We start from the raw sequence: 18920 nt of genomic DNA on the forward strand, positions 1-18920 counted from the left end.
GTTGTGGTTTGCTTGCAGAATAAGCTATAGAAATATCAATATAATGTCATATTAATATAACATAACAAAACAGACATCAAGGAGTTTATGTAAATATGGTAAAGTTTATGAAGAAGGTTGACTGGTAACTTGAAGACCAATAAAGCGCAATTGATTCAGTACCTAAACTAGTTTTAACACAGAAATAGGAGGGTTAAGAAACATTCAACAATAGACTGTATAAGTGACTAATCGTCGATTAAGTCATCTATATCATCAATTAAATCATCTAATTCATTTAAAATATGCTTAGTTTGTTTTTCACTGAAGGTTGTTTGTAATTCTAGGAGTAACTGAATATACATTTTACGATTATGTTCGCTGGCCTGCTGGTATTCTGCAGTTTTAAATAGTTCAGGATGTTGAAACATGTAATCGACTTCTTCTGCATAGTTGCTTACTTCATGACGAGACAGCATGATATTTTTAACAGAAGCTTGAAAGTTACGACGGTAGTCTATCCATCCTTCAAAAGTAGGCAGAAACTTAACCGTATATTCGCTAATTAAATCTTTTTGTGACTTAGATAATTTACCCACCCATTTTTTAATTTGATCTTGGGTGTCTTCAATGGCGTTTTCCCAGCGCTGTTCTGCGGATTTTTTATTGCGTTTTTGCTCCTTTTTTTGATTCTCTTTTTCTAAGGCGTCAAACATTTCTTGTATCTGAGCATCATTGAGATGGATGGAAAGTTCAGCTAACTCTGGACTAATTTCATTTCTGAACCTTGCCCAATGGTTGTTTCCTCGTTGTATATGCGTAGACAATTGCTGCGCAGTTAAATTACCCGTTTGCAGATCCGCTTTAAGATCTTCTAAATGCTGACGGTAAGTAACTAACTCTTCTTGGCGGTGCCATTTCAACCATTTTTCAACTTTTTCATCTAACAAGACTTTTTGAGATTTATCTAAATCTACATAGTCGTCCACATACCAATACATCATCCAATCAATATTGTTATAAGCAAACTTCGACGTACAGCCGCCAAGCAATAGTAATGCAGCTAAACAGACACTGACAAATAAAGGTGTAAACTTCATAAAATTAATCTCTTATTACTCTTAGTACTATTCATATATTGAACATCATTGCCTACAAGGCCAAGGGAGGCAATAGCAATACATTAATTATTACAGTTTTAAACAATTAGCCTATTTATAGCCTTGCATGCTCAAATCTTTATAGTTTCTTGTATAAGGACTATGTTTAACAAGGAGTTATCAATTTTTGTTCAATCAAGGGGATTATATACATGCGTAAGATTGCGCTTCTCACGTCAGGCGGCGATGCGCCGGGAATGAATGCTTGTATCCGCGCGATAGTGTTAACAAGCTTGCGTTATGGTTTAGAGGTTTATGGCTATCGCCATGGTTATAATGGCTTACTTGAGCAGGAATATTTAAATCTGCGTTCGAAAAACATTCAAAATATTATTCAGCGCGGCGGCACTATTTTAAACAGTGCGAGGTGTCTAAGTTTTAAATCAGATGATGCCCCAAAGATGGCGGCAAAAAACTTGGATGCACTGGGTATTGAGGCGCTTTTAGTCATTGGAGGTGACGGGTCATTTCGCGGCGCAAAACACCTCACTGAGTTTTGGTCTGGTCAAGTTATTGGAATTCCCGGCACTATCGACAATGATGTAAATGGCACAGACGCTACAATAGGCTACTACACAGCGATTGAAACCGCGTTAGATTCAATTGATAAAGTTAGAGATACCGCTGATGCCTTTGAGCGTATTTTCCTTATTGAAGTAATGGGACGTCACGCTGGTTTTATTGGGCTCAATGCTGCTATTGCCTCTGCTGCAGATCATATTTTACTGCCAGAAATATCCCGTAGTTGCGACCATGAATTAGAAAATTTAGTTGAACATATCGAGGCGGTGAAAAAGCGCAGAGGAAATTCCAGTTATATCGTAGTGGTAACGGAAAACCTATGGCCAGATGGCATCACTAATCTTGCTGAAATGCTCACTGAAAAAACTCAGATTGATTGCCGTCCGGTGATCCTAGGTTATATCCAAAGAGGCGGTTCTCCTGTATCTCAAGACAGAGTTTTAGCAACCAAACTGGGAGCCTTTGCTGTTGAAATGGCACTTGAAGGTAAATCTGGCGTTATGGTGGGTGAAATAAATCAACAATTAGTGTGCAATGATATACAAACCAGTTGGCAGAAAAATAAAGCTTTAGATCCTTACTTAGTTAAAATCCAGCAAGATTTATTCGATATATTAAAACGTCCTTAGTGCCGTTAGGATCTTTGAGCTCAGCCACATTAAGGCATGTGACTGAAGCTGCTATTTACACACTAGGCGTTGATTAGTGAAAATAGAGGGTATTACACCCTAATCATTTCCTTCACTTTATCTCTGTGGCTGCGGCTAACTTTTAACTCAGTATCGTTACTAAGTACAAGATGATATTCACCACTAACATGGCTTACCATTTTAGTAACATACTGAATATTGACGATGGCTGAACGATGGGCTCTGACAAATTTTCGAGGATCTAACTCTTCTTCCAATTCTTTCATAGTCCGACGCATAATGTGAGTGCCATCAAGTGCATGAACACACATGTAGTCCCCTGCGGCATCAATCCATTGAATATCATCAACGGCAACCCGAGTGACTTCAGAACCATCTTTAATCGCTAGTATCGACGGATAACGTTTGTTATCTAAACTCTCACCTGATGCCAAACGTTGTAAAATATCTTCGCAATCATCCCCGGTGAACTCCGCCACTAACTTAGCGAGTTTTATTTTTTGCTCACCTTCGGTGGTTTGACCGAATACCGCTGTTACTTTTTCGATTGCTACTCGCAAGCGTTTTTCATCAATGGGTTTTAAAACGTAATCTAATGCATGAATATCAAAGGCTTTAATAGCATAGCTGTCATAAGCGGTAACAAACACAATAATGGGAATAGGTTGCTGTAATTCCCGTAGTTTATTAATCACTTGAAAGCCGTTCAGTCCAGGCATTTGTATATCGAGGAAAACCAAATCAGGACGTAATTGAGGAATGACAGAAACTGCTTCTAGACCGTTTTGACATTCTCCCAATACTTCAATATTGTCAAATTCTTGCAACCTTACCGCCAAGCCCTTTCTAGCTAACGGCTCATCATCAACAATCAACGCTTTAATTTTAGTTGTCACCTTCATTCACCTCAAAAGGAATTCGAATGCTCACTTTTAAACCGGTTGGTTGATTGTGAGATACGACGTAAGAAAAGTTATTGGAATACAATGAGTTAAGTCTTTCTTGAATATTAGGCAGTCCAACACCATTGCTTCGGTTTAGCTGGCCATTTTCAATATCCGCACCAGGGCCATTGTCACTGACTTCAAGCATCAAATCTCGCCCGAAAGATTTAGCAACCACTTTTATTTTACCGCCTTTTTCCATTTTGGAAATAGCATACTTAATGGCATTTTCAATGATGGGTTGCAATATAAGGCTAGGCACCAAGGCATCGTTACAATCATCAGCGATATCCCACTCAACCTCTAAACGCTCGTCAAAGCGTACTTTTTCAATTTCTAAATACAACTCTAACGCTTGTATCTCATGTTTAAGAGAAATCTTTTTAATGGGGTCTTTATCAAGAGAATAGCGTAGGAAATCACTTAAGCGACTGACCATAGCCTCAGCGGTTTTATTGTCTTTAACCAAAATTAGTGTACTAATGGCATTCAATGTATTGAACAAAAAATGAGGGTTAAGTTGATATCTAAGCATTTTCAAATGCGCTTGATGGGCCATTGTTGACGCTTTGAGGGCATTTTGCTTTTCTTTTTGTAGCATTTGGAAGTTCTTAATCCCAAAATACAAACCACTCCAACACACCACCATGATCAGCGAGTTGATAGTATTAGTAAAATACATAAACCAGGCATCAGGTCGATAGCCGTGCTTATAAATTTCCCAATAATTAATATTCTTTAGAACCGCCCAGAATAAAGCGATGAAATATGCACTGGCTGCTACTGTCAGTAGCATTTTCCAAGCACTTTGTTGATGAGCCCATCGATAAATGTAGCGAAGAGGTATAGTTAACAGCCAACCCGCCATAGCATTAAGAACTATAACAAGTATCCAAATTCCGCGCACATCATGCAAGAATGAACCAATGTAATAAACTATCGCGAAACCAAACCACCCTCCAGTATGAAGGGTCCAAAATAGTCTTTCACGATTTTCGTATAGTTTTTGCCAATTGAACAATAGTCGCTCTCAAGTGAACAAGTTAAGCCCTGAGTATACGCCTGCTAGATCCAAAAAACTCGTTATTAATCCCAACCTTAGTTAGGTTTGTCGCAAAGGCAGCAGATTAAGCAAAAGACTGGATTGGGTTATATCTTGTGGAAAAAACAAAATTGAATTTGCGCGGATCCGTTTCTTAGGTTGTGGCCAGAGCCTTACTTAAGTAAGGCTCTACCTTCATTTAATATTGAATATTAAATCGCTTTAACCAATGAACCCACCACCATGCTGGACCCACTAATAAAAACTGTAAATCTTTGAAAAATGATGGCTTTTTACCTTCAACTTTGTGCCCAACAAATTGTAAAATCCACATAATAACGAATAATGCCAAGCTAAATTGCCACACCGATATATTCAAATAAACTAACAGCCTCACGCCACCAAAACAAAGAATGGTAAGCAAGGTCATGGCTGCACCAATTGGTCCTGACAACTTAAAGTAATACCAAAGCACGGGAATAGAAATCACATGGGCCCAAGTGATATCGAAATGATTCAAAAATTCAGGAGTTGGAATACACCAAATCAGTGCAAAAGTCACAAAGTAAATGGCTGGTACAGCAATTCCGTGAATAAGAATATTCGTTTTATTTTTATGACTTTCGCCATATTCGTTTAATAACATTTCAACTCTGCGCATAAATACCTCTTAAATGGAGCGTTAGCTCTGCACAATATAAATTATTTTTAATTATTAATTGTGATGCTACCTAATTAGGAGTTATCCCCACGACAACGCCTATAATGTTGCTATGCATAGATTACGCTATCATCAACTGATGTAGCAAACCTTCTACAACTTTCTCAGATGCTTCAAATTTAACACCTAAGTAAAAACGAATCTCATCCACTTTTTGATTCATAACTATACCCGTTAATTCGGATATTTTTCCGTCGGGATTTTTAATCGCTAACGTAATATGACTTTTAATGGCTAACTTTTGTTTAACCAATTGCCGATCTACAGACACTCTACATCCGCTTGAGGATAGGTCCACAATCAAACCATCAAATAGCATCACATCAGTTTCCGTTTCCACCACGGTTACGTGCACATGGGCCTGTGCTCGTTGCTCGCTTCTTAACGCATGACATTGAAGTGAAACCGGGAATGTCGTAAATATATAACGTGCTGGACTGTTAACTATGACACTAATTTTAACTTTGAATGCAACCACTTCTCCAGCGTCTTCTTCATGAATATAGCGCACCACTAAAACAGCATCAGGATATATCACATCCCCTAAATTACCCCAACGAGTTTCATCAGGAAACTTAATGATTAAAAAGCGGTTACCGTCCATCCCCACAAATTCGGTCTTAATCCTTGAGACACCAGACCCAGCCATAATTTGCAGATCCAAAGCTAACCCGGGACGCATAGCGCGCAATTTACGCAAATCTTGCCGAGATAAGCCCGCTTTTTCCTGCACTATTGCCACTTGTTTGAATTCTCCTAAAGGTTAACAGTAGATTATCACTGAAGTCATAAATCCCTATGAATTGTATGTTTTTTATCATTTAAACTACGACTCTACAACTTTTAACTGCCCTATCAGAGAATAATATCAATGCCTTACCCTGTTTTAGACTTAACTCAACACTGGCTATCGGTTATGCTTGAACCTTATCATTTCGCCATTTACTAGGAGTAAACTGGCGGTCAATTCACATCACTACAGTTTAAATAGAGCACAACTTTGCAAACACCTGAACAAGTTCATTACGCCGTTACAGTTGACTCAATAGCCGGTCACACATTTAAAGTCATTCAAACTATCAATATTCCTGGCAAGCTAGATATCAAGTTCAAACTCCCCGCTTGGATCCCAGGCAGTTACATGATCCGAGATTTTGCCAAGAACATTGTGTCACTCAAAGCCTATGATGATAATCAAAACAGTTTGCATATAGAGAAGCTAGATAAACAAACTTGGCAAGTTAGCACGGAGACTGGCAAGGTTCATATTGAAAGTATTGTGTATGCGTTTGATTTGTCGGTGAGAAGCGCCTACATCTGCGATGAATATGCATTTTTTAATGGCACTAGTGTTTTCTTCGAAGTCGACGGCTACTGTGGCCCATGTAGTGTCAATGTTAGCCTACCCGAAACAAAGTCAGATACCTGGTCAATTGCAACGGCCATGTTGCAAACTCAAACCAACAAATTAACTCAGTCTTTTAAAGCTGATAATTACCAAACGTTGATTGACCACCCGGTTATTTTAGGTGAACTGGATATTGCCCGCTTTTCAGTTAAAAACGTGGAGTTTGAATTTATTTTAACCGGTTCTCATCAAGCTGATATGGCAAGGATCTGTACAGACTTACCGAAAATTTGTGAACACCATTTAAACCTTTTTGACAACAACACGCCAATAGATCGTTATCTATTTATTACGTTGCTGTGTGAATCTGGGTTTGGCGGCTTAGAGCACAGCCACTCGACAATATTACAATTCCCGCGTAATCAACTTCCCACAAAAGCGCAGCAACATAAAATGCCAGACGGCTATCGTACGTTTTTAAGTTTATGCAGCCACGAGTTATTCCATACTTGGCATGTTAAACGAACAAAGCCGGCGGAGTTTATTAATTTAGATTTAAGTAAAGAAACCTATTCAGAGCAATTATGGATTTACGAAGGCTTTACCAGTTATGTTGATGATTTGAGCTTGTTGCGCTGCGAATTAATTGACGTAGCCAGTTATTTTGAAGTTTTGGCTCAAACCTTAACGCGGCTCAAACGTAACCCAGGCTATTCCAAGCAAACGGTGACAGAGTCCAGTTATGACGCTTGGACTCGTTTTTATCAGCAAGATGCCAGTGCTGCTAACAATATCGTAAGTTACTATGCTAAGGGAGCGGAAATCGCCCTGTGCTTAGATTTATTAATTCGCAAAGAGTCCAATCACAAGCACACTATTTTTGACCTATTAAAATTACTTTGGCAACAATTTGGGTCAGTCAATTTGGGCACTCAAAACGACTCAATTCAACGGATATTGAAAGAAGACTTAAATCTTGATTTGGATAATTTTCTAGACACCGCTTTGTATTCTACCTGCCCTCTGCCAACGGAGGAATTGCTAGCCGAGTTTGGTGTTGAAATGCATTTTAGAGCAAGGAAAGACGCCAGTGACAAAGGGGGAAAACCAGCGGAAGAATCCCTTACTCTTGATTTTGGCGCTACTTTTGAATCTGCAGCAGCGGGCATTTCAATTCAACAAGTTTTAGAAGATTCAGCAGCATTTAAAGCGGGTTTACAGGTTAAAGACAACCTGATTGCTATTGAACAATGGCAAATAAACAAAGATACGTTTTTCAGTACCCTAGAGAATTATCAAGATCAGACTTTAGTGAAATTGTTTGTGTTTCGCGATGGCAAGTTAAAAACCTTTGAGATGCCAATACTACCCGCATCCAAAGACACTGTTTACCTAACAACCTCTGATCAACAAAAGCAAGCTCTGTGGCTGAACTCTTAGCACAACCATTTAATAACGGTGTTTAGAACAATTAACACCGTTATTGATCTAAGCTCTTAGTAGCTCGAGTAAATTTAGCTCAAATGAATTTACCCTGAGTGTATTTACTTTCGTAGACTACTTCTTGCCTGTGTTTGCCTTGAATGCCTGTGTTTGCCTTGAATGAGTTTTTGCCTTTATTTTCCTTGTGGAGTTTTACTTATCACTCCACAACATAAAGATTACTCACAGGCTTTTGTACCTATTTCGGCCAAGTCGAGACTAAAAATAACCGCCATTCTTATTAACAATGGCTGAGAGCATAAATCCAATTGTAGCACTGCAAAACAGCAAGCCGATTAAAAAGAATGGTGTAAATTTAGCGATGGCAAAACGTATGTTTCGTCTCTCTATACTGTCAATAACTTCATCTAAATCAGATTCGTCGTAGTGGTAACGATTAACAATATAACGGGAGGAGTCTCCCACCTCGGTAAAGTAAAAATGGTACTTATCTAATAACTCTCTTAACCGAACAGGATCCATTTTAGTTTGTTGCAATACATCTTCGAAAGCGACGCCGTTTGGTTCAAAACCATCCAACACTCGATGTATTTTTACCACTTCAGAGGCTTTCATGGGTTTAATGCCAATAATTGTACTCATGTCTAAATCGTATTTCATCGCAGAAACCTTTGTTTATGACTCAATACAAAATATATCACCAAATCCAGATAGCCATGGTACAGTTTTTAGCAAAGAATTTATTTTAATCAGCGACTCTTGTAGGGACAAGAAACGCAGGATCAACTCGTTGATTCTGCCAATTCATTCGCCAATCTAAATGTGCGCCTGTTACACGCCCAGTAGCCCCTATTTCTGCTACCAACTGACCTTGCTTTACTGTCTGGCCCACTTCTACATGACCGGCATGTAAATGCAGAAACGTTGAGGAAACACCATGACCATGGTCGATAATCATAGTGCCACCTGAATAATACATATCAGGTACCCAAAGGGTAACTATCCCATCGGCGGGAGCATAAACAGGTGTTCCTGTTGGTGCGGCAACATCAATCCCAAAATGCGGTCTTTTAGGCTGACCATTTAAAACCCGTTGACTGCCGTATACGCCGCTGATGGGGCCTTCTGCAGGCCAAATAAAGGTTTGCATAAAGTCAGTACGCGAGTCACGGAGGGCCCGTGCTTTAGCCACTTGTTGGTTATCTAAGCGAATTCTAGCCAAAACATCTTCAGGAGGAGTGACCATTTTAGGTGGTAACCCTTCAATCCGTTGAATATTGTATTCACGCTTTTTCAAAATTACTTCTTGGAGTTGTTTAGGCTGTTCTGGTGCCTGCCAGCTAAGTTCATGTTTTAGCTCGGCGTCACGACCAAAACCAAATACAAAATAACCCTGCTCAGATACCTCTAATGCTTTGCCATCCAACCACACTTGGCTGCCTTCAGGCGCTTTTCCGCGTATTAGTGATCCTTGGGAAAACTCTCCTTGCAGTTCAACTGCTAGGGTGTTCAAACTCACCAATAAACTAAAAAAACTAACAAATAAGATTTTAAGCATACGCAATGGCTCCTTTTCCAACCCCTTCAAATGCAAGCACTTTGAAACTACTTTGTGAACGTTGTTGTTTTAATTCTAACGCCATAAATTGGGCTAAACATTCCACTGTGGAGTCAGTATTTACAATGTCACATTCAGATTTAGGAATCGCCAGTGAAAATTCACCTTGAGATGATTCGTAATTAAAGAAAAAGTGCGTGGTGATATCTTCAACAAACTCAGATAAAACACTTTGTTGGCCGTCGATAATGTCTTCTTCACTACCAATGTATATATCTTGCCAACGTTTGGACCAATACTCCTGCCAATCTAAATTCAATTCATCGTTTTCATACACCACAACTTTAGAACGGTGTCCGTGAGCAATACGCTGACAGTTACCATCATGTTTTTTTAGGCCATGGGTGTAATGATAAAATGGCGTATTAATCACTTCGGGACGCAAGATTAATTCGATTCCATCAACATTACTTGGAAGATGGGTGGCAATTACCTCTTTTAAGTATTGGCCGACAGACTCGATATCGACTTCTGTTGCATAAACAAACGCATAAGCTTCAGCCGGGCACAGAAGGTGAATGGACTTACCATCTGGTCGCAGAAAATCCACTTTTACTTCACCGCTATTGGCATCACGCTTAATTTTGCTAAATGCATGTTCCGCCGGCACAAGTAATTTGTGATCGACATATTCGTCGATAAGAAACTTAAGTTCTTTTTTCACTTTTCCGAAGTCGAGTACCATACTTTCTTCGTTAAGTTCACCATCTAAGACCACATCCACAATCCAACTTTCACCAACCATCCCTCTTTGTGCACAAAGGTAGGAAAAGTCCATTACGGTTAAGTCGTTGACAAAAAGCTGCATAGTGTAAAGTAGTCCTGTAATTTTAATCTAGTGAATAAACGTTTAAAGATGCGCAAGTATATCGCATTCAGATAACAACGGCATGTTTGTATTAGACAAACCTAGCTGTTATTTCGAGTTAACTGATCTTTTAAATTAGGCGGGATGCCTTTAATTAATAAGGTGTCTGAATTTGAATCATATTGCACACGATCACCATATAATGCTCGGTCAAAACTCAAACTAATACCGCCACCTTGACCACTAAACTTAGCCAAGGTTTTTAATGCACTGCGATCCGCTTGGAACGATGATTCTAAAGGCGTTTCAGCTTGTTGATTAAAGTCTACAAAATTCCGCCCCTCTTCTTGAGGCAAGCTTTGTGACAATTCTTCAATTTGAATGTCATCCCCTTGTTCCAATTTAGCCTTATAATAATCGGACACAATTTGGCGGGTTTGATGTTGTTCTTCTTTATCTAATTGTTCAGAGGCAATAAACTCATCTACTGTTTTCAGCAGTTGTTTATTTTGCTGTTTAATATCTACAAGCTCTTCACAACCAATAAAGTGCATAAAGAAATCAGACACTTTTCTGCCCATTCGACCTTTAATAAAACTAATATAACGATTTTGTTCAGGTTGCGTTTTTAATTGGGTTAAATCAATTCTTACCGCCAGTTGCATTTTTGCAAGGTCAAGGTGATCGCTGTAAGTTAATTCTAACCCTTCGGTGATTTCAACGTGTTGTTTAGTATTTAACAACGCGATCATTAAATACTCGGTGGCTAAAAATTCATAGTGACTAAAGATTACAAAGCCGGTTTCCACCGTCGCCATCTCTAGCATACTTTTTTTGAGCTTTTCACAACTGGCAACACTGAAATCAATAAAGGTGTCAGGCTGGGCAATCATCGCTAATAATTCAGTCCGGAACGCATCGTTCCCTTTAATTGCGTCTTCATCAGCTGGATCATCAGTTTGAGACTGTTGATCAATAAAACTTCCGACCCCTTTGCCTGGCTTTTGATTGAACACTTGATTGATTTGCTGTGCCAGTGTTTCAATATCAGGCGTAACGTCAAAACAGGTGCTTTTGGGAACAACCGTTAATTCTTGTTGTTCATTTATACCTAATTGATGTACCACAAAGTGTTGAATAACAGCGCTCATGAAAATCTAACCTTCTAAAGTGATAAAAAATAAAAAAACCGACCATTGAATAAACAGCACCTAGTTACTATCTGTTCGAATACTTGTTACTATTTACCTAAATCGGTTTAAAGGTTCAAACATGCCGCAACAATCCAAATATTCAGACGCTCAATTTGAAGCGCTAATGAATGACATCGTATTTGCTCTTGAAAAAAATGAAGCAAACAGAGATTTATCTTTAATGGCGTTGGGAAATGTAATCACCAACATCTTTTTGCATCAAGTAAACGATAACCAGCGCGAAAAAATGGCCGCTCAGTTTACACAAATCTTGATGAAAAGTATCAATGGAAAACAAAAATAAATGATACTCTCAGAAACACCCCGCCGTATAATGTTAACCAAGTTAGTCACTTGGGGTCACTGGTTTACTCTTACCAATATTGTCGTCGCTTTAGTGATCGCTGGAATTTACGTTTTTGCATCACCCTTACCAGACTCATTGTTGGGAATTACCTTTCTATTAGTTAATTGGGTTAGCCATATTGGCTTCTTAACTTTTTTCGCGTTTGTGATTTTAGTCTTACCCCTTATCTATGCGTTTCCTAAATCACGCTTCATACGAGGGGCGGCATCTACTATTGCAGCTTTGGGCTTGGCCCTCTTAGCTTTTGATGCCTTGTTATATACTAAATATGGCTTACATCTTAACTTTGGCTCTGCTGATTTAATTAAAAGCGAAACCCAGCCTGTTATCAATGCTTTTGGATGGCAGCAATGGGGCTTTTTGTTATTGTTATTTGTCGTATGGTTATCATTCCAACTGATACTCGCAAACGCGTTATGGAAACGAATTGAACGATTACAAAAATTTCGTTTAGGTGCTCCTATTAGCAGTTTATTTGTAGTCTGTTTTGTGTGTAGTCATGCGTTGCACATTTGGGCTGACGCAAACTTGTACCAACCTATAGTTAAACAAGATAACTTGTTCCCCCTATCCTATCCAGCTACAGCTAAGGCACTCATGTCGAAGTATGGTTTATTGGATATAGAAAATTATAAACAGCGCAAAGCACTGCAGTTTGATCGCAGCGTTCATGGAGTTAACTACCCAGTAAAACCTGTTTATTGCAGCATAAACATTAACAAGCGTCTTGTGTTACTTATACAAACCGATGATACCGAGTTAAATCTACAGAACTCTTCGCTAACAGCGTACAACAATCATTATGACTTGAGTTCTAACCAGCATTCTTCTCAATTTTCGAGCCTGTTTGGTTTGCCTGAAATTTATACATCTGAATTAGCGAATAAAACTCCGTTAATGTTAGAGCTTCCGCAAAAGCTAGGACTACCTGTTTATTTATATTCTGATTTATCTTTGGAAAATGATAAATTAACGGCGTTAAATTCAGGCTTTGACACCTTTGCCAAGGCAAGTATTTCTGATAAACCGAAATTAGCAGTAGGCTTTGTTAGCGCTGAAAATATTCAACAATTGATAGCATCAGGTGTGTTGGATAATAATCAGGTGATTATCTCTAAACTTGCGTCTAATCGTGATGATATTCAGCAAGTACCTTTGTATGCAAACTTCGCTCTAAACAAAACCCTGTCTAGTCACTTAGATTTTCCGGCCACCGTGCTAGAAAATTTAGGCTGCAAAGCACTTTCCGACGATTACTCCATTGGACAGCCAATGCAAAGCCCTCGTCGTAATTGGGTAGTAGGAACGAAAGGCAGTAAAGTCATTGTGATGCAAAATGACAATCGCATTGAAGTATTGGCCAACGGTAGCTACAAGATCTTCGACCGCCAGACGGGTGAAGAGAGTATTGATAGTTTGAACACAGGTTTGTTAAGTCAGGCAATTAAACACTTAATGCACTTTTATTAGGCTACATGGGATATATGCGCGTTAGGCTATCAACCCATTCATAACCGATATTAGTGTCATCTGGTAAATCAGCAGTTGAGTAGAGGAAGCGTTTAGTCACCCCTGCTTGCGCTGCTGCCATCATATCTGTCTTGTTATCACCAATCATGACCGACTTTGACATATCAATGTCGTATTTTTGTTTGGCTTGTTCCAGCATGCCGGGGTTAGGCTTTCGACAAGAGCAATCCTTCAAATACTTCCCTTTCGCCTTTTCTGGGTGATGAGGACAAAAGAAAAATTCCGCTATTTTTATGCCGCGCTGTGCAAACTCTGCTTGCATCCACTGTGATAAGTGTAAAAAGTCCTCTTCTGTATAGTAACCACGTCCAATACCTGATTGATTGGTTACTACTATGATTAAATACCCCTGCTGTTGAAACCAATTGCACAATGGGAATATATCTTCAATAAAATCAATTTGCTGTGGTCGAGATGCATATCCATGATCAACATTGATCACTCCATCCCTATCTAAAAACAATGCTTTTGAGGTCATTATTTTTTTCTCAATATTTGGATATCAAACTCTGTTTGACATACTTTGTCGGATTGCAAGAAATGTTGTTTATTCTGTTCACTAGTATGCCAAAAATAGGGAGTCATTTTTAACAATGCCAAACGCTGCTCTGGGCTTTGGAAGTCCAAATCAAACGCCAATGACTCTCTGTCTTGTATTACAAAATTAGAGGTATCTAAGTGATTCAGTGTATGAGGTTTTGATTCCGCGTAAATTGACTCTTTAAGTTGCTGTAAGTGCATGGGTCCTGGATTCACTAAAATCCATAATCCCTCAGGTTTTAAGATACGCGCCACCTCTTCCTCACTGGAAGGCGCAAAAACTTGGATGACGACATCCGTACTTTCATTCCCCACAGGAATTTTAAAGGTGCTGGCTACGGCAAATTGACAGGCTTTGTGTGTTTTAGCCGCTCGTTGAATGGCCACTTTGGATATATCACAGCCCGCTGCAGTACATTGATAACTGGCGTTTTCTAAGTGACTGCGGATCTGATCAATATAATAGCCCTCGCCACAACCGGCATCGAACAAGGCTAAATCGTGACCTTCACAATGTGTCTGAATCAACTCAGCGATGCGCGCAATCAACGGGTCGTAAAAACCTTGTTGCAGGAATTCACGGCGAGCCAATATCATCTCTTTATTGTCACCAGGAGCCTTGCTGTTGCGCTCCTGAGCCAATTGCAGGTTTACGTAACCTTCTTTGGCTCGATCGTAACTATGATTAGCTGCGCAACGCCAAGTACCCGCTTCCAACGACAATGGAAGACCACAAGCAGGACAAATCCACATGTAATTAACACTACCTTAAATTTGACGCTAAGCTAAATTACAGCACAGCGATGAAAGAATGTGGGGTATTAGACCCTTGTTCCACCATCCAATTCAAGTGTCCGCCCCGTAAAATAATCATTCTCGAATATAAATTTCGCCGCATGACCTAATTCTTCCACTTCTGCTAAGCGTCCGACGGGCACTGTCGACAAGAATCGTTCTATCATTTCTGGGCGCATTTGTGCCGCCATGGCGGTGTTAACTAAACCAGGTGCGATACAGCCAGTACGAATATTATGACGAGCTAATTCTTTGGCCCAGGTCACTGTCATTGTTGCCACTGCTGATTTTGAAGCAGAATAATTGGTTTGCCCCATATTACCCCCACGAGACACTGAGGATAGGTTAACAATCACGCCTGAACTTTTGGTTTCAATCATGGTTGCAGCCGCTTCACGAGCGCACAAAAAAGTTCCTGTGACATTCACGTCGATAACAGATTGGAACTGTTGTTTTGACATTTTATCAACGACTTTTCCTTCCTTAACCTTCAATAACATACCATCACGCATGATGCCTGCACTATTGATTAAGCCATTTAATTGACCAAAATCATTCTTTATTTGGGAAAATACGTATTCCACATCGGATTCATCGGTAACATTAACCGCGTAGCCTCTAGCGGTTACGCCTAACTCAGAAATCTGTTCAGCGGCGGATTTAACCACAATATCTTGCATATCCAGCATGGCCACATGGGCACCAGCATCGGCAAAGGTTTTAGCCATCGCCAAACCAAGGCCTTGAGCCGCACCGGTAATTGCAATTACTTTATTTTTAAGTTCCATAACTCACCTTTCAATCTTTATCGCGATACTTAGTTGTTATCAAAATAGGCTCTAAAGGAATGGTATAGCGTAACGCTTTTTAAGCTGCAAACATCAATTCCCTGAACCTTAAATTTTATTATTTTAACCTGTTTATTTACAGAATTTGATTATCACTGTCGGCCAATAGACGTCGTCCAATTATCATTCGCATAATCTCATTGGTACCTTCTAAAATTTGATGTACTCGTACATCCCTCACGTGACGTTCAAGTGGGTATTCTTGAATATAACCATAACCGCCATGTATTTGCAGAGCCTCATTGCAGACCTGAAAACCAACATCAGTGGCAAAACGTTTTGCCATCGCACAATACGTGGTTTTGTCTGGGCTTTGACTATCTATTTTATAGGCTGCTAATCGCACCATTTGCCGCGCTGCAACTAACTCCGTGGCCATATCGGCGAGTTTGAATTGCAGTGCTTGAAATGCTGCCAACGGTTTACCAAACTGAGTTCGGGTTTGCATGTATTCCGTTGCCGTCTCTAACGCTCGCTGAGCAGTACCGATGGAACAAGTGGCAATATTTACTCTGCCGCCATCAAGTCCCATCATAGCGAATTTAAATCCTTCCCCTTCTTCACCAAGCAAGTTTTCTACGGGTACCAATACATCTTCAAAGGTAATTAACCGAGTCGGTTGCGCATTCCAGCCCATTTTTTCTTCAGCTTTACCATAAATAACACCTTCAGCATCTGCTGGAATAACCACCGCAGAAATACCACCTGGGCCTTTCTCACCGGTTCTTACCATAACCACTAAAACATCCGTTTCGCCAGCTCCGGAGATAAACATTTTAGAGCCATTAATTCGGTAATTATTACCTTCTTTTACCGCAGAGGTACGTAATGATGCCGCATCTGAACCCGATCCTGGCTCAGTTAAACAATAAGAGGCTAAATGCTCACCAGTCACCAAGGTTGGACACCAGGCCGATTTGATGGATTCGGTTCCCCAAGTGGCAATCATCCAAGTGGCCATATTATGAATGGTCATCATTGCTGTAGTGGCAGTACAACCACTGGCTAATTGTTCAAAAATAAGGGCAGAATCTAAACGACTAAGCTGCAAACCACCCGCGTCTTCAGGAGTATAAAGTGCACAAAACCCCAACTCACCGGCTTTTTGAATGACGGACTTTGGGAATATATGCTCTTTGTCCCAACGGGCAGCATGGGGAGCAAGCTCTTGCTCAGCGAATTGTTTCGCAGTATCGACGAAAGCAATCTGATCTTCGGTTAAGTCAAAATTCATATGAGTTACCTTTGCAAAATACCTATAAAACGAGTGTTAACTTGATGTAAATAAGATTATCAAACTTTTAACCTTAACGTTAACGTAATATAAAAATTAATGAATTAAGTCGCTGCCAACATCTGTATACACTTTGCTTTAACCATTGGATTGTGCAACCAACCTAGGCATTTGCGCTAAAGCTACCCCCTCCTTTTCACAGATTAAACTCACGGTAATTTATTGGGCTCTAAATTGTGTTTACCCCCTTTATTTTTACATTCGTATAGGGATAAATATCTATCCATAGCCATGTACATTGTTATTTTGATACTATGCTTGGTATATTGTCGTAATAAATTGATCAGAAAGAAGAAAATCATCGTGGTTGGACCTAAAATCAACATCGCTGTAGTTGAAGATAATGGCATGGCCCGAATTCTTTTGCGGAACCATTTGCTTGAAATGGGTTATTCTAATGTCTCCTGTTTTATCCATGGCAGAGAGCTCAAGAAAGCCTTGAAAATACGCCCATTCGATTTAATTCTGATGGACTTTCATCTTGGCGATCACAAAAATGGCGTAGAAGTCATTCAAGAATTAACCCGTGAAAAGCTGTTAAAGCACACCACAGGACTGATCTTTGTTACCTCTGACCGACTACCACTGATTATCGGACAAATTGTTGATATCCACCCTGACGATTTAGTCATTAAGCCCTACACCATTCGAATACTCGAAAAAACCATCGCTAATACGTTGAAAATTCGCAGACAATTGATGCCCGTTTTATCCTTGATGGACGAAAAACTATGGGAGCATGCTTTACAAAAACTGGAAGAAATCGCGAAAAATAATCCGCTCCCAAAATCACGCACAACCTTATTAAAGATCCGTGCAAGATTATTGTTAAAACTGTCTAGATTTGACGAAGCAGCAGCATTGTACAGTGGCGTGTTAAAAAGTGCCGAAAACGTAATTTGGGCAAAATGGGGCCTTATACACGCTCAGTATTTAGCCGGCAAAATTGAAATTAGTGAAGAATTACTAAAAGACATGTTAGGTGCCCACTTAACCAACGACAAGGCCTGCGAGTGGTTAGCTCGCATTTGTATTGGTAGAAAAGAATACGAAGTTGCAGAGGAATATATTGATTTAATCAATGAAAGCGCCCTTTCTATGCCAGCAGCTAAGCTCAAGTCCTCTATTTATCAATTGCAAAACAAAATGGATAAAGCAATTGATCTGTTAGAGCGAAAACGCCTCAATGCCAAAGATATCCGAGAAAAATATGCAGAATTATCATTGGAATTGGCTCGCTGTTATCTAACCATAGCGGAATCAAAAAAAATTAATGAAAGAGCAAACGCCTTACAAGTCGCACGATTTTTAATCGGTAACGCAGGTCGCAATTATTTGGAAGAAAACCTCGCGATCAAACGTGATTACATGAACATTCTTGTGGCAATACTAGAAAATGATCAAGACAAAGCCATTGCCCTTTTAGAAGAGGCGGATCAAAAAGACTTTAAGGCTGCAGACGTGCCTACCATGACCGACGCCATAAAAGGTTGGCTAGGTGTTGGAGATGAAATGCGAGCCGCACAAATTTTATTTGATTGCGAAGAGAAAATGCTAGAAACCGAAGATCTAACTGATCAAACCATTTCTTCAATGGCCATAGCCAAACAAGAAGAAGAATTAGGCGAACGGCGACCCCGAGCCCTTAAATTTAATAAACAAGGTCTACATCTGCATAACCAACAACGCTACAACGAATCCGTAGATTATTTTTATCAGGCTTACTTACTTTTCCCAAAAGAAGCGGCCTTTGGGTTAAACCTACTGCAAGGATTATTGGAATCTAATTTAGCTGAATATAAAAAAGCAAAAACCTTACAATTGTTTAATGAATTAGACAAACGAGAATTAAGCAGCAGCAACCGCAAACGGTTAAACGAAATTGGCGGACGGATCAGCGCAGATAAAGACCAATTCATTGTGAACGAAAACAAAGGCGAATAACTCATTTCTAAAATGTTCTACTGCAGTTTAAAAAGCCAAACAAGCTGAATTAGTCATCATTTAATCTGGCGATTCTATAATTAAAGCGAAATAAATCCTAACAGACTCTTGTGTAGTCAAATACGGACAAAAGCATAATCGCTAATGTAGGCCTTCAAGTGCTATAAGCAGCTG

18 protein-coding genes are annotated in these 18920 nt (G+C 39.7%); 5 read left to right on the forward strand and 13 right to left on the reverse strand.

Going from position 1 to position 18920, the window contains the following annotated elements:
* Positions 1 to 227: 227 nt before the first annotated feature.
* Positions 228 to 1079, reverse strand: coding sequence for a DUF6279 family lipoprotein (locus ABJV04_RS17360; protein WP_348492867.1), 852 nt, complete (start codon positions 1077 to 1079; stop codon positions 228 to 230).
* 212 nt (positions 1080 to 1291) lie between these two features.
* On the opposite strand from ABJV04_RS17360, the gene ABJV04_RS17365 reads away from it, so the two are divergent.
* Complete coding sequence (locus ABJV04_RS17365; protein ID WP_348492868.1) at positions 1292 to 2290, forward strand: ATP-dependent 6-phosphofructokinase; 999 nt, start codon at positions 1292 to 1294, stop codon at positions 2288 to 2290.
* A 92-nt stretch (positions 2291 to 2382) separates the two neighbouring features.
* Here the strand turns inward: ABJV04_RS17365 and ABJV04_RS17370 are convergent, their stop codons facing one another.
* The 4 genes from ABJV04_RS17370 to ABJV04_RS17385 all read right to left on the reverse strand — a co-directional run bounded on the left by ABJV04_RS17370 (position 2383) and on the right by ABJV04_RS17385 (position 5760).
* Positions 2383 to 3207 (reverse strand): LytTR family DNA-binding domain-containing protein, encoded by an 825-nt coding sequence (locus ABJV04_RS17370; protein ID WP_348492869.1) that lies wholly within the window; start codon positions 3205 to 3207, stop codon positions 2383 to 2385.
* Entirely contained in the window at positions 3197 to 4276 is a 1080-nt protein-coding gene (locus ABJV04_RS17375; RefSeq protein ID WP_348492870.1) for a histidine kinase, read from the reverse strand. The genes ABJV04_RS17370 and ABJV04_RS17375 overlap by 11 nt, the downstream gene beginning before the upstream one ends.
* Before the next feature lie 220 nt (positions 4277 to 4496).
* Entirely contained in the window at positions 4497 to 4958 is a 462-nt protein-coding gene (locus tag ABJV04_RS17380) for an Mpo1-like protein (RefSeq protein WP_348492872.1), read from the reverse strand.
* 121 nt (positions 4959 to 5079) lie between these two features.
* Positions 5080 to 5760 (reverse strand): flagellar brake protein, encoded by a 681-nt coding sequence (locus ABJV04_RS17385; protein ID WP_348492873.1) that lies wholly within the window; start codon positions 5758 to 5760, stop codon positions 5080 to 5082.
* Positions 5761 to 6018: 258 nt separating this feature from the next.
* Here ABJV04_RS17385 and ABJV04_RS17390 point away from each other — a divergent pair, with 258 nt between their 5' ends.
* Positions 6019 to 7806 (forward strand): PDZ domain-containing protein, encoded by a 1788-nt coding sequence (locus ABJV04_RS17390; RefSeq protein ID WP_348492874.1) that lies wholly within the window; start codon positions 6019 to 6021, stop codon positions 7804 to 7806.
* 261 nt (positions 7807 to 8067) lie between these two features.
* Here the strand turns inward: ABJV04_RS17390 and ABJV04_RS17395 are convergent, their stop codons facing one another.
* The 4 genes from ABJV04_RS17395 to yejK form a co-directional block, all read right to left on the reverse strand.
* Positions 8068 to 8469: a hypothetical protein gene (locus ABJV04_RS17395; RefSeq protein ID WP_348492875.1), complete on the reverse strand. Its 402-nt coding sequence runs from the start codon at positions 8467 to 8469 to the stop codon at positions 8068 to 8070.
* 85 nt (positions 8470 to 8554) lie between these two features.
* A complete protein-coding gene (locus ABJV04_RS17400; protein ID WP_348492876.1) occupies positions 8555 to 9367 on the reverse strand; it encodes a M23 family metallopeptidase in 813 nt (270 codons plus the stop codon).
* Positions 9360 to 10235, reverse strand: a complete 876-nt coding sequence (locus tag ABJV04_RS17405) for a 6-carboxytetrahydropterin synthase (RefSeq protein ID WP_348492877.1) — start codon at positions 10233 to 10235, stop codon at positions 9360 to 9362. Before ABJV04_RS17405 ends, ABJV04_RS17400 begins: the two co-directional genes overlap by 8 nt.
* A 101-nt stretch (positions 10236 to 10336) precedes the next feature.
* The gene (gene yejK / locus ABJV04_RS17410; RefSeq protein WP_348492878.1) at positions 10337 to 11386 is read right to left on the reverse strand and encodes a nucleoid-associated protein YejK; all 1050 of its coding nucleotides are present in this window, start codon (positions 11384 to 11386) and stop codon (positions 10337 to 10339) included.
* Positions 11387 to 11507: 121 nt separating this feature from the next.
* On the opposite strand from yejK, the gene ABJV04_RS17415 reads away from it, so the two are divergent.
* Positions 11508 to 11732, forward strand: coding sequence for a DUF1414 domain-containing protein (locus ABJV04_RS17415; RefSeq protein WP_303473712.1), 225 nt, complete (start codon positions 11508 to 11510; stop codon positions 11730 to 11732).
* On the forward strand, positions 11733 to 13265 hold the full coding sequence (locus ABJV04_RS17420; RefSeq protein WP_348492879.1) for a DUF3413 domain-containing protein: 1533 nt from the start codon (positions 11733 to 11735) through the stop codon (positions 13263 to 13265).
* 1 nt (position 13266) lies between these two features.
* Here ABJV04_RS17420 and gmhB read toward each other — a convergent pair whose 3' ends face one another.
* The 4 genes from gmhB to ABJV04_RS17440 all read right to left on the reverse strand — a co-directional run bounded on the left by gmhB (position 13267) and on the right by ABJV04_RS17440 (position 16742).
* Entirely contained in the window at positions 13267 to 13803 is a 537-nt protein-coding gene (gene gmhB / locus ABJV04_RS17425) for a D-glycero-beta-D-manno-heptose 1,7-bisphosphate 7-phosphatase (RefSeq protein ID WP_348492880.1), read from the reverse strand.
* The gene (locus ABJV04_RS17430) at positions 13803 to 14618 is read right to left on the reverse strand and encodes a putative RNA methyltransferase (protein ID WP_348492881.1); all 816 of its coding nucleotides are present in this window, start codon (positions 14616 to 14618) and stop codon (positions 13803 to 13805) included. The genes gmhB and ABJV04_RS17430 overlap by 1 nt, the downstream gene beginning before the upstream one ends.
* A gap of 68 nt (positions 14619 to 14686) precedes the next feature.
* The gene (locus ABJV04_RS17435; RefSeq protein ID WP_348492882.1) at positions 14687 to 15448 is read right to left on the reverse strand and encodes an SDR family oxidoreductase; all 762 of its coding nucleotides are present in this window, start codon (positions 15446 to 15448) and stop codon (positions 14687 to 14689) included.
* Positions 15449 to 15584: 136 nt separating this feature from the next.
* A complete protein-coding gene (locus tag ABJV04_RS17440) occupies positions 15585 to 16742 on the reverse strand; it encodes an acyl-CoA dehydrogenase family protein (RefSeq protein ID WP_348492883.1) in 1158 nt (385 codons plus the stop codon).
* Between the two features lie 363 nt (positions 16743 to 17105).
* On the opposite strand from ABJV04_RS17440, the gene ABJV04_RS17445 reads away from it, so the two are divergent.
* On the forward strand, positions 17106 to 18746 hold the full coding sequence (locus ABJV04_RS17445; protein WP_348492884.1) for a response regulator: 1641 nt from the start codon (positions 17106 to 17108) through the stop codon (positions 18744 to 18746).
* Positions 18747 to 18920 lie beyond the last annotated feature (174 nt).

Source organism: Aliiglaciecola sp., from assembly GCF_039982535.1.
Taxonomy (GTDB): Bacteria; Pseudomonadota; Gammaproteobacteria; order Enterobacterales; family Alteromonadaceae; genus Aliiglaciecola.

What these genes read in the sequence shown, in the direction of transcription:
- ABJV04_RS17395 (WP_348492875.1), bottom strand. Translation starts at nt 8,469, where the DNA reads ATGAAATACGATTTAGACATGAGTACAATTATTGGCATTAAACCCATG.
- gmhB (WP_348492880.1), bottom strand. Translation starts at nt 13,803, where the DNA reads ATGACCTCAAAAGCATTGTTTTTAGATAGGGATGGAGTGATCAATGTT.
- ABJV04_RS17415 (WP_303473712.1), top strand. Translation starts at nt 11,508, where the DNA reads ATGCCGCAACAATCCAAATATTCAGACGCTCAATTTGAAGCGCTAATG.
- ABJV04_RS17360 (WP_348492867.1), bottom strand. Translation starts at nt 1,079, where the DNA reads ATGAAGTTTACACCTTTATTTGTCAGTGTCTGTTTAGCTGCATTACTA.
- ABJV04_RS17420 (WP_348492879.1), top strand. Translation starts at nt 11,733, where the DNA reads ATGATACTCTCAGAAACACCCCGCCGTATAATGTTAACCAAGTTAGTC.
- ABJV04_RS17400 (WP_348492876.1), bottom strand. Translation starts at nt 9,367, where the DNA reads ATGCTTAAAATCTTATTTGTTAGTTTTTTTAGTTTATTGGTGAGTTTG.
- ABJV04_RS17440 (WP_348492883.1), bottom strand. Translation starts at nt 16,742, where the DNA reads ATGAATTTTGACTTAACCGAAGATCAGATTGCTTTCGTCGATACTGCG.
- ABJV04_RS17430 (WP_348492881.1), bottom strand. Translation starts at nt 14,618, where the DNA reads ATGTGGATTTGTCCTGCTTGTGGTCTTCCATTGTCGTTGGAAGCGGGT.
- ABJV04_RS17380 (WP_348492872.1), bottom strand. Translation starts at nt 4,958, where the DNA reads ATGCGCAGAGTTGAAATGTTATTAAACGAATATGGCGAAAGTCATAAA.
- ABJV04_RS17435 (WP_348492882.1), bottom strand. Translation starts at nt 15,448, where the DNA reads ATGGAACTTAAAAATAAAGTAATTGCAATTACCGGTGCGGCTCAAGGC.
- ABJV04_RS17365 (WP_348492868.1), top strand. Translation starts at nt 1,292, where the DNA reads ATGCGTAAGATTGCGCTTCTCACGTCAGGCGGCGATGCGCCGGGAATG.
- ABJV04_RS17405 (WP_348492877.1), bottom strand. Translation starts at nt 10,235, where the DNA reads ATGCAGCTTTTTGTCAACGACTTAACCGTAATGGACTTTTCCTACCTT.
- yejK (WP_348492878.1), bottom strand. Translation starts at nt 11,386, where the DNA reads ATGAGCGCTGTTATTCAACACTTTGTGGTACATCAATTAGGTATAAAT.